Raw genomic sequence first — 10,405 nt, 5'->3', positions numbered from 1 at the left:
GAAATGAATAAACAAGAAATCTTAAATATCGTGAAAACCAAGCTCGCCGAGAAAATTGAAAATTTAGAAAATTTAATCGCCGAAACCCGAGCTTCCAACAACGAAACCAAAAGTTCGATGGGTGACAAATATGAAACCACGCGCGAAATGGTGCAACAGGAAATCAATAATTTGCAAGTTCAATTGAATGAAAATCTTAAAGCCAATAATTCTTTAAAATTAATTCCACTTTCTGCGACTAAAAAGGTTGGTTTTGGCAGTTTAGTTGAAACCTCAAATGGTTTATTTTACATTTCAGTTTCGTTGGGGAGGATTGAAAATGGTCAACAAACAATATTTTTGATTTCGCCAGAAAGTCCTTTAGCAAAAACCATTTTCGGGAAGAAAAAAGACGATGTTTTTACGATTAATAATATCAATCAAACCATCCAAAATATTTGGTAAAATTTTCTTTACTTTTGTAAAATATTGCTCATTACTAATTACTCATTGCCTATATAATCATGCAAAATTACCTCGACCTTCTTCAACATATTCTCGACAAGGGAACCGATAAAACCGACCGAACCGGAACCGGGACCAGAAGCGTTTTTGGCTACCAATTGCGCTACGATTTATCGAAAGGTTTTCCTTTGGTAACGACCAAAAAAGTGCATTTAAAATCAATTATTTACGAATTATTATGGTTTTTGAAAGGCGATACCAATATTAAATATTTGAATGAAAATGGCGTTTCCATTTGGAACGAATGGGCGAATGAAAATGGCGATTTAGGTCCTGTTTACGGCGCACAATGGCGAAGTTGGGAAGGCACAAACGGAAAAATTGTCGATCAAATTACTGAAGTTATCGATCAAATCAAAAAAAATCCCGATTCTCGAAGATTGATTGTTTCCGCATGGAACGTGGCGGAAATCCCGAATATGGCTTTAGCACCTTGTCACGCCTTGTTTCAGTTTTATGTTGCGGATGGAAAATTGTCGCTTCAGTTATATCAAAGAAGTGCAGATGTTTTCCTCGGCGTTCCGTTCAATATTGCGAGTTATGCGTTGCTATTGATGATGGTTGCACAGGTTTGCGACTTAGAAGTTGGTGATTATGTTCACAGTTTTGGCGATGTTCATATTTACAATAATCATTTTGAACAAGTAAATAAACAACTTCAAAGAACACCGAAATCTTTACCAACGATGAAATTAAATCCTGAAATTAAAGATATTTTCGGGTTTGATTTTGAAGATTTCACTTTAGAAAATTATGCTCCAGATCCGGGAATTAAAGCACCGGTTGCGATATAAAATTAATCTTTAACTTTGATTAAAATTACACAAAATGGAATTGACGATACAATTAGAAGACAACGCAGATATTTCTTTTTTAAAGAAGATGCTTTCGCAAATTAAAGGAATTAAAAGCGTTGATATTTCTGATGACGATAAAACTCATTCTTGGGAAGAAATCGAAAAAACTGAAGAGTTCAAAAAATTGATTGAACAAAGCAGAAATCAAATTAAAAGTGGGCAATTTGTAGAACATTCCGAAGAATTAATGGATTCTATTTTTCAAAGAAAATGAAAATCATTTATCCTAAATATGCAATACAAAGCCTTGACGAAATTGTTGATTTCTTAGAAAACCGATGGACTGAAAAAGAATTGAGAATTTTTGAAAATGATTTTCGTCAATTCATTAAATCCCTTGAAGAGAAAATAATTTCATATCCTTTTGCAGAAGAACAAAAAGTATTACGATTCGCTTTATTAGGGAAAAAGCAAGTGAAAGTTTATTTCGATTTGCAAGCGGATTCGGCAGAAATTATATTGTTTTTACCGTCTAAATCAAATCCCGAAAAAATAAATCAAATCCTCAAAAAAAAGTGAAGCCCGGCTTCGCTTTTTTTGTAACTTTTTCTGAATATTTCAGACTTATCTAAGTAAATCTTCTTTTCAAAAATTCAATAAAATATATTATGAAAAAAATATTAATTTCTGCACTTTTATTGGGTGCGATTTTTAGTTCCCAAACTGCATTTGCACAAACCGAAACTTCCGGTAGAACTGAGATTTACAGAGCGTCGCACACCAAAATGACGGAGCTGAAACACACCAAGTTGAAAGTGAATTTCGATTACCAAAAAGAACAAATGGGTGGCGAAGAATGGTTAACAGCTTCTCCGTATTTTTATCCCACCGATTCTTTGGTTCTGAATGCGAAAGGAATGTTGATTCATGAAGTTGCTTTAGATAAAAACGGCGGCAAAAGTCCTTTGAAATACGAGTATAAAAATGATATGCTCAAAATTAATCTCGATAAAACTTACAACAGAAATCAGGATTATACGGTTTACATTAAATATACAGCGCGTCCGAACGAAGTAACTCAAAAAGGAAGCGCCGCAATTTCTGATGCCAAAGGTCTCTATTTCATCAACGCACAAGGGAAAGAAGCAGATAAGCCAACGCAAATCTGGACGCAAGGTGAAACGGAATCGAGTTCTGCCTGGTTTCCCACCATTGATAAAACCAATCAAAAAACAACACAGGAAATTTATATGACCGTTCCCGATAAATACGTCACTTTATCCAACGGTTTAATGAAATCTTCCACTAAAGAAGCAAACGGACTGCGAACCGACCATTGGGTGATGGACAAGAAACATTCGCCATATCTCTTTTTCATGGGAGTTGGCGATTACGCGGTAGTAAAGGATAAATGGCGAAATATCGACGTGGATTATTACGTTGAAAAAGAATATGAACCGTACGCAAAACAGATTTTTGGGAACACGCCGGAGATGATCGAGTTCTTTTCCAAAAGATTAAATTACGATTATCCGTGGTCCAAATACTCGCAAATTACTGGTAGAGACTACGTTTCCGGAGCGATGGAAAATACCACGGCAACGCTTCACCAACAATCGGCGCAGCAAAAACCCGGCGATTTAATTGATGAAAATAAATGGGAAGATGTGATTTCGCACGAGCTTTTCCACCATTGGTTTGGCGATTTGGTCACTGCCGAAAGCTGGAGCAACATTACCGTCAACGAATCTTTTGCCAATTATTCCGAATACCTTTGGAACGAACATAAGTACGGAAAAGATTTCGCCGACTATGGTTTGATGAAAGCAACCGATGGCTATTTCCGCGATCCATCCAACGTATCTAAAGATTTGGTGCGTTTCAATTATCATTCGCGTGAAGACGTTTTTGATGGGGTTTCCTATAATAAAGGTGGTGCGATTCTTCACATGCTACGGAATTATTTGGGCGACGATGCGTTTTTTGCAGGCTTAAATGATTATTTGAAAACCAACGAATACAGCAGCGGTGAAGCACATCAACTGCGATTGTCGTTAGAAAAAGTTTCGGGGAAAGATTTGAACTGGTTCTTTAATCAATGGTATTTCGATAGCGGCAACCCGAAAATTTCTTATACAACGACTTTCGAACCAGTGAAAAAAGAAGTTACTGTAACCATAACTCAAACTCAAATTGGCAAAAACTTCCAGTTTCCTTTGGCGATTGATGTTTTCGAAAACGGAAAACCTTCCCGCAAAAATGTTTGGGTAGATGCCAAAGAGAAGAATAACTTTACTTTCCAAGCAAGTAAAAGCCCTGAATTAATCAACATCAATGCAGATGGAGTTTTGCTCGCAGAATTCATCGAAACCAAAACTCCCGAGCAATATTTAATTCAATATTTGGGTTCTAAAGAGTTTTTGAGCCGTTACAAAGCGGTGGAAAATGCCGCAGAAAACGCTTCGAAAAACCCATCAGCATTAAAAACTTTGGTAGCAGCTTTGAAAGACGAGAACTTCAGAATCCGCATGAAAGCGCTGAACGGACTCGATTTATCGAAGCCCGATCAGGCAAAAGCCGCACTTTCGGAAGTAGAGAAAATGGCTTCCAACGACCCGAAAACTTTGGTTCAAGCGGCAGCGATTTCGGCTTTAGCAAAAACAAAAGACAAGAAATATTTGCCACTTTTCGACAAAGGAATGAACGCGGTTTCCAATTCGGTGAAGGGCAGTTCGCTTACCGGGATTGCGGCGATTGATCCGGCGAGAGTTGCCGCTTTGGTAGAAAACATGGATTTGGAAGGCGCAAGCGACGAACTTATTGCGGAATTGATGCCGACGATTGTGAAGAATAAAATCGAAAAACAAATGCCGGCAATTGCTTCTACCGCTGCTTTCTATCCTTTCATTAAATTCCAAAAACCTGAATTGGGTGCTGTTGCCGAAGATGGTTTCAACTGGATTATGAGTTCCGACAACCTGAAAGCAACGGAAAATGTAACCAAAATTTTAACGCAAGTGAAAGGACAAATCGGTGGAAACCCCCAGGCGAAAATGATGATTGTGCAGATCCTGAAAGACGGTCTTGCCAAGAAAATGGCAGTTTTGAAAGCCAATCCTTCAAGCCCAACGATTAATCAACAAATTGATTTGATAAATAAAACGATTGAGGCGTACAAATAAATGTAAAGTTTTAACCTTAAATAAGAGCCTTTCGATGATTTTGGAAGGCTCTTTTTTTTGTGGGTTTTGATGGGAAATTGCAAGTTCCACTGAGCGAAGGCTCTTTTTATAAGTTCAAACTTCGCAGAGTGAGATTATCAGAAATGCATTTATGCGCCCTGTTTTTTAGGTTTTGACCTTTTCGAGGATGGTGGTTTCGGTTTTTGAGATTGTTGCTCTTTTTTTAACCTTATAAAATCGCTAATCATTTGCTCTTCTTCTTTTGTAAGCGGTCTATTGTCCACCTCAAAATCTATTTCCAAAGGTTCTTTTATAATTCCCATCATCTTTAATTTTTAAAATATTTGTTAATCAGTTTTAACGCCGAAACGTTATCGATAATCATTAAATGGTTACCGAAATGATAAGCACCTAATTCGGTTTCGTAATGTTCAATCAATTTGGTTTTTGCAACAAAAGATAAAAATCCTTCATTTCCTCGCTGAAAAGATAATTTACAAGCGAAAGCAATTAAATTTCCAGGAACGCCTAAATAGGTTTTGTTTTTCCCGATGTTGAAAGGTGCGCTTTCAATCAAATGCATATAAACGTGATCCGGCTTTACTTCCAAACTTACCAATCCTTGAATGATATTTGGATTATTAGAAATGGTTAATTTATAAATATCTCTATTCGGAATTTTAAATTCACTTTTCCAATTGAATTTCCAACCAGCAGTTTTGGTAATTTTTTTTAAATCTATGTCATTCAATAAAGCAACTTCGGTAGGAAAACTATCTCCCGAATTCACATTTTCAACAGAGTTTGTTAGTTTATCAATAACAAAATCTAATGCTATTTGTTGCTTTTTATTCACTTAGTAAATTTAGCGAATTTATCTCAGACCGTGAATTTTGGATATGATTTTTTATGGGCGACGAGATGGATGTTTATGAAAAAGAGGGTTGCCTTAGCCAATAACCGATAGCTTTTTTAAACTCAGCCCACAAATTCTTTCGGTTCCTCAAACTTCTCCCCAGAAATTCTCGTCACAAACATCGCTGCAACCGTATCGCCAGTAGAATTAAGAACTGTCGCCAAAGGATCTACCAATGTCCCGATAATCATCACCGCAGGAATGGCTTCTTGTGGAAGCTGGTAAACCGAGATCATCAACATCTCGCCGATGTAGCCACCATTCGGGATTCCGCCCGCAACGATGCTGACGAAAATGGTGATTCCTAATGCCAAAAGCAAATTCATAGGGTCGAAAAAATCCTTGCCTATAATGAGAAATGCCACGTAAATTTTAATGATAGAAGACATCGACGAGCCGTTTTTGTGCAGCGTACTTCCTATTGGAATTACAATGTTGGCGATAGTATCTGGTACGCCTATTTTTGCGGCGGCTTGCAAATTAGTGGGCATCGTGGCGAAACTACTGCATGTGGAAATAGCTGTTAAACTGGGATAAATATTGTTTTTCCAGAATTTCTGAACGCCGTCTTTCCCTTTTGCTGCAAAGGCATACAACGAAAAAAAGACAAGGAAGTAAACAAGTCCAGCAACATAATATAAGCCGAGCGGTTTTGCATAAAACCCGAAAAGCTGTGGACCAACGGTGGCGACTTGATACGCAAAATAAGCTCCTAAACCAATGGGTGCGGCTTTCATTACAAGTAACAACAATTCTTTCATGACTTCATACCCTGAACTTAAAAAATTTCGAAAAACGGTTCCTGCTTCATCAGTTTTTCTGGATGCAGTTCCCGTAAGAAAAGCGAAAATTAATAAGGCGACCATGTTTTTTCTGGAAAATAATTCAGTAAATTCTCCCACAGTGAAAAAACTCACAATGCGGTTTCCCCAAGTATCATCAGCGGTATTTTCGATGATTTCTTTGGAAGTTGAAGGCAAAGCTTCTGTGGGAAATAAGTACACCACTGCAATGGTAAAAAGGGCAGCAATAATAATAAAAAGTAAGAAAGTGAAAATCATGGCGAAGATTATTTTCCCGAATTTCCCACCTTGTTCAACGCTTGCAATCGAATTCGCAACGGCAAAATAAACGAGAGGAACCACACTTACAAAAAGTAAATTGAGGAAAATATCGCCGACTGGTTTCAGATAATTGACCATGTTTGGAGAAAATATTCCGATCAGACTGCCGATCATAATTCCTGCCAAAAGTAAAATGATGCCCGAATAATTTTGCAAAATGGTCTTCATCTGTTTAAATTTAATCAAATATATAGGTAATTTTCCAGACTATTATTTAAAATACAGAGCGCCTTTTAAATTAAATTTAAAATAAAACAATAGCGGTACTGAACCTTAAAAGAATAATAGGTTGGAGAAGAATGAACAAATTTGAAAATCAAAGATTTTCATTTAGATTAACTAAATTTGATGAAAAGAATAAAAGCATGGCTTATATAGATTATTACAAAGTTTTGGGCATTGATAAAAAAGCAACGCCCGACGAAGTGAAAAAAGCGTATCGGAAACTTGCGAGGAAATACCATCCCGATGTGAATCCTAGTGATAAAGAGGCGGAAAAGAAATTCAAAGAACTCAATGAGGCGAACGAAGTTTTGGGCAATGCTGCGAACAGGACAAAGTATGACCAATACGGTGAACACTGGAAACACAGTGAGGAATATGAGAAAGCGCAACAGCAACAGCGCCAATCGCAACAAGGAAGAAGTTATGGAGGTTTTGGTAGTGCCGATTTCGGAGAAGGGGAAGATTTTTCCGACTTCTTTCAAAGTATGTTTGGTGGAAGTTCGGGTGGTTTTGGCAGAAGCACGCGCGGAAGCAGTTCTGGAAAATTTAAAGGGCAAGATGTTGAAGCAACTTTGAGTTTGCAGTTACGGGATGCGGCGAAAACCCATCAGCAGACTTTCGACATCAATGGTCGAAAGGTGAGGATTACAATTCCGGCCGGAGTGAGCAACGGACAAAAAATCAAACTGAAAGGTCACGGAAATCCTGGTCACAATGGAGGGCCAAACGGGGATTTGTTTATTACTTTTAATATTGAAGAAGATTATCAGTTTAAAAGAATGGGCAATGATTTGAGTGCAGATCTTGAAATTGATTTATATACTGCCATTCTCGGTGGTGAAACTTTAGTGAAAACGCTAGATGGAACGGTCAATTTAAAAGTAAAACCAGAAACGCAAAACGGAACTAAAGTTAAGCTAAAGGGCAAAGGATTTCCCATTTATAAAAGAGAAGGCGAGTACGGAGATTTGTTGGTGACCTACATTGTGAAAATGCCAACGAACTTGTCTGATAAAGAAAAAGAGTTATTTCTTCAACTTAAAAATTTAGCATCATGAACGACAGAATATCACGAGAAGAATTGGTAAGAATCTACAATATTGAAATCACTTTTTTCGATTCATTAGAAGAATCCGGGCTGCTAAAAACCGAAACAGAAAACGAAGTAACGTATTTGCTTTATGAAGAATTGCCTGCTTTCGAACGATTTACCAATTGGTATTATGACTTAGAAGTGAATTTGCCGGGTTTGGAAATCATGCATCAGTTATTAGAAAAAATGGAATCGCTTCGAAATGAAAACAGAAGGTTAAAGCAATTTTATCTGGAGCAGGAGTTTTAAAGAAAAAATGCTTGTCATCAATAATGGGTTTTTGAATTTGAAGCTTCTGGTTTATTGATTTGGTAATGATTTTTAAAATTTATTAAAAATAAATAAATAAAATTAGGCTTATTCGGAATTAAATTGTTAGTTTTGGCTATGTTTAACAAAAATGTATTTTTATGAAAAAACTTTTATTATCGTGCTTTTTAGCACTGGGTGTTGGTGCAAGCGCACAATACAATTATGTTGGTGACTTCGAGGGAGATGCTAGTATTTATGGACAATTCGGGAATGGGACTATTACTGCGGCAGCAGCTTGTACTGGTGCACTAGGTGCGCAAATCGCTTCTCCTAATACTGCGAGTTATCAGTCAGGTTGGATGATGCAACTTGATAAAGTATCATTATTAGACCCTGCACAAAAGAATAACGGTCAGGCAGCTACTGTTACTATCAATTACAAAAAGGCTGTGAATCCTGTTGGGACATTATATCCTATGTTGTTTATCTATCTGCCAGATACTGATCAATGGAGTATTGTTCAGATTGGAGCTGGTGTGCCTTTAGCCGCTCCCGCGCTTACAACTTGTTCAACAATAACAGGAACAATCCCAGCAGGGGTTATGGAAGAGGGTACTATTTATGCTGTAGGAGCTTGGTATGTAAGAGGATCAAGCAGTGGGAATATTTATTTTGATAATATTTCTATTGTACAGGATGTTGTAACTACTGCGCCAGCTTGTACTACAATTACTTCTCCTGCCGCAGGTTCTACTATAGGTTCAGGTTCTGCTGAAATAGTTTGGGCAGTTGCTCCTACGGCAACCAAATACAAATTAACAGTAGGAACTACTTCCGGAGGATCAGATGTATTTAATGGAACAATAACAGGAGGTGCTACCAGTCAGTATGTTTCAGTAGAAAAAAACAAAACGTACTATGCAAAGGTAGTTCCTACTAATGCTAGTGGTGATGCAACGGGTTGTACGGGAATCAGCTTTAGCACAGATAGTTCAGTTTCTTATTGTGCTGCGACATCTGTCAATGTTGACGAAAAAATAACTAAAGTTGTAGTTGCAGATATCAACCAGACTACTGCTTCAGCAGCTGGATATGGAGATTATACAAGTGTTAAAGGACATATGATACAAGGGAAAAGTTATGTCATTACAAATACCATAGCTCCATTCTATAACGGAGATAAAACAGCTGTATGGATAGATTTTAACCAAGATGGTAAATTTACGGATGATGAAAGAACTATTTTGTCCGCAGCGGCAGCTTCAACTGGTACTATAGTAGTGCCTGCAGGTGCATTGTTAGGTGATACTCGTATGAGAGTGAGAGTGGATTATAACGCAACACCAGTTGCTTGTGGCGCTCAAGCATCTGGATATGGACAAGCTTTTGATTTTACGGTTAATATTGCGGCTCTTGCAATACCAAGCTGTACCACAATTACTAATCCAGCAAACGACGCAACAGGCGTTACGGCTCCTAATGTTACAATAAATTGGAATGAAGATGCTATGGCTTTTGGGTATAAAGTATATGTTGGCACTACTCCTGGAGGTATAAATATTGTTAACGGTACTGTTGCTAATACTACCAGTTTTGCGCTAACAGGTCTTGATAGAAATACAACTTACTATGCGAAAGTCGTTCCTACGAATACATTAGGCGATGCTACAGGATGTTCAGAAATTTCATTTACTACTTCTGCAGACTGGACTTATTGTGCGGCAACTCACAGTACTGTTAATGCAGATAGAATATCTAATGTGCTCTTTGCAGGTATTGATAATGCGAGTACAGCGACTACGATTGTAGGAGGTTATGAAGACTTTACTACTGTTGTTGGAACTGTAGAAAAAGAAGGGGTTTACCCTATGGCTATTACGGTTGCAAGTGGTAATGCTAACGATAAAGTAAAAGTTTGGATTGATTATAACCAAAATGGCATATTTGAAGATAGTGAAATGACGTTATTAACTTACGGATCTCTTACTTCAACAACTGGAAATATTACAATTCCTGCAGATGCGAAATATGGAAATACTCGTATGAGAATCAGATTAGCAAGACAAGCAAGTGCAGCTGCGGTTGTAGCTTGTGGTAATATTGCTGCTCAAGGAAGAACACAGGATTATACAATTAAAGTAAAAGAGCCTACTGCAGCAACTTCGTCTGTAACTAAATCTGCTACTTCTGTTTACCCTAACCCATTCCAAGATGTATTGAAAATCTCTGATGTGAAAGGAGTGAAATCAATCTCTGTAAGCGACGTTTCAGGAAGACAGGTTAAAAACATGAAACCTTCTGCTGAATTGAAT

At 37.5% G+C, this 10,405-nt stretch carries 11 protein-coding genes; 8 read left to right on the top strand and 3 right to left on the bottom strand.

Features of this window, described 5'->3' with window-relative positions; all coding sequences use genetic code 11:
- The 5 genes from WBY99_RS03455 to WBY99_RS03435 form a co-directional block, all read left to right on the top strand.
- The coding region (locus WBY99_RS03455; protein ID WP_423974943.1) for a hypothetical protein at positions 1-444 on the top strand (444 nt) is incomplete at its 5' end.
- Between the two features lie 59 nt (positions 445-503).
- The gene (locus WBY99_RS03450; RefSeq protein ID WP_423974942.1) at positions 504-1,298 is read left to right on the top strand and encodes a thymidylate synthase; all 795 of its coding nucleotides are present in this window, start codon (positions 504-506) and stop codon (positions 1,296-1,298) included.
- A 34-nt stretch (positions 1,299-1,332) separates the two neighbouring features.
- Positions 1,333-1,575 carry a hypothetical protein gene (locus WBY99_RS03445; protein WP_423974941.1) on the top strand — a complete coding sequence of 81 codons (243 nt, stop codon included), beginning with the start codon at positions 1,333-1,335 and terminating at the stop codon, positions 1,573-1,575.
- Positions 1,572-1,880 (top strand): hypothetical protein, encoded by a 309-nt coding sequence (locus tag WBY99_RS03440; protein WP_423974940.1) that lies wholly within the window; start codon positions 1,572-1,574, stop codon positions 1,878-1,880. Before WBY99_RS03445 ends, WBY99_RS03440 begins: the two co-directional genes overlap by 4 nt.
- A gap of 89 nt (positions 1,881-1,969) precedes the next feature.
- Complete coding sequence (locus WBY99_RS03435; RefSeq protein ID WP_423974939.1) at positions 1,970-4,483, top strand: M1 family metallopeptidase; 2,514 nt, start codon at positions 1,970-1,972, stop codon at positions 4,481-4,483.
- A gap of 149 nt (positions 4,484-4,632) precedes the next feature.
- On the opposite strand, the gene WBY99_RS03430 is transcribed toward WBY99_RS03435, so the two are convergent.
- The 3 genes from WBY99_RS03430 to WBY99_RS03420 form a co-directional block, all read right to left on the bottom strand.
- Entirely contained in the window at positions 4,633-4,809 is a 177-nt protein-coding gene (locus WBY99_RS03430; RefSeq protein WP_423974938.1) for a hypothetical protein, read from the bottom strand.
- Positions 4,810-4,811: 2 nt separating this feature from the next.
- Entirely contained in the window at positions 4,812-5,339 is a 528-nt protein-coding gene (locus tag WBY99_RS03425; RefSeq protein WP_423974937.1) for a hypothetical protein, read from the bottom strand.
- Positions 5,340-5,461: 122 nt separating this feature from the next.
- Positions 5,462-6,691, bottom strand: a complete 1,230-nt coding sequence (locus WBY99_RS03420) for a dicarboxylate/amino acid:cation symporter (protein ID WP_423974936.1) — start codon at positions 6,689-6,691, stop codon at positions 5,462-5,464.
- 197 nt (positions 6,692-6,888) lie between these two features.
- On the opposite strand from WBY99_RS03420, the gene WBY99_RS03415 reads away from it, so the two are divergent.
- The 3 genes from WBY99_RS03415 to WBY99_RS03405 form a co-directional block, all read left to right on the top strand.
- Positions 6,889-7,806, top strand: a complete 918-nt coding sequence (locus tag WBY99_RS03415) for a DnaJ C-terminal domain-containing protein (protein WP_423974935.1) — start codon at positions 6,889-6,891, stop codon at positions 7,804-7,806.
- Positions 7,803-8,090, top strand: a complete 288-nt coding sequence (locus tag WBY99_RS03410; protein ID WP_423974934.1) for a chaperone modulator CbpM — start codon at positions 7,803-7,805, stop codon at positions 8,088-8,090. The genes WBY99_RS03415 and WBY99_RS03410 overlap by 4 nt, the downstream gene beginning before the upstream one ends.
- Positions 8,091-8,251: 161 nt before the next feature.
- Positions 8,252-10,405 (top strand): GEVED domain-containing protein (locus WBY99_RS03405; protein WP_423974933.1); only part of this gene is annotated, 2,154 nt, incomplete at its 3' end.

The organism is Kaistella sp., from assembly GCF_049588135.1.
Classification (GTDB): domain Bacteria; phylum Bacteroidota; class Bacteroidia; order Flavobacteriales; family Weeksellaceae; genus Kaistella.
This window is presented reverse-complemented; position numbering and strand designations above follow the sequence as displayed.

Bases quoted from the DNA above. Each gene is read 5' to 3' on its own strand.
- WBY99_RS03430 (WP_423974938.1), bottom strand. From the start codon at position 4,809: ATGATGGGAATTATAAAAGAACCTTTGGAAATAGATTTTGAGGTGGAC.
- WBY99_RS03410 (WP_423974934.1), top strand. From the start codon at position 7,803: ATGAACGACAGAATATCACGAGAAGAATTGGTAAGAATCTACAATATT.
- WBY99_RS03450 (WP_423974942.1), top strand. From the start codon at position 504: ATGCAAAATTACCTCGACCTTCTTCAACATATTCTCGACAAGGGAACC.
- WBY99_RS03445 (WP_423974941.1), top strand. From the start codon at position 1,333: ATGGAATTGACGATACAATTAGAAGACAACGCAGATATTTCTTTTTTA.
- WBY99_RS03435 (WP_423974939.1), top strand. From the start codon at position 1,970: ATGAAAAAAATATTAATTTCTGCACTTTTATTGGGTGCGATTTTTAGT.
- WBY99_RS03420 (WP_423974936.1), bottom strand. From the start codon at position 6,691: ATGAAGACCATTTTGCAAAATTATTCGGGCATCATTTTACTTTTGGCA.
- WBY99_RS03440 (WP_423974940.1), top strand. From the start codon at position 1,572: ATGAAAATCATTTATCCTAAATATGCAATACAAAGCCTTGACGAAATT.
- WBY99_RS03415 (WP_423974935.1), top strand. From the start codon at position 6,889: ATGGCTTATATAGATTATTACAAAGTTTTGGGCATTGATAAAAAAGCA.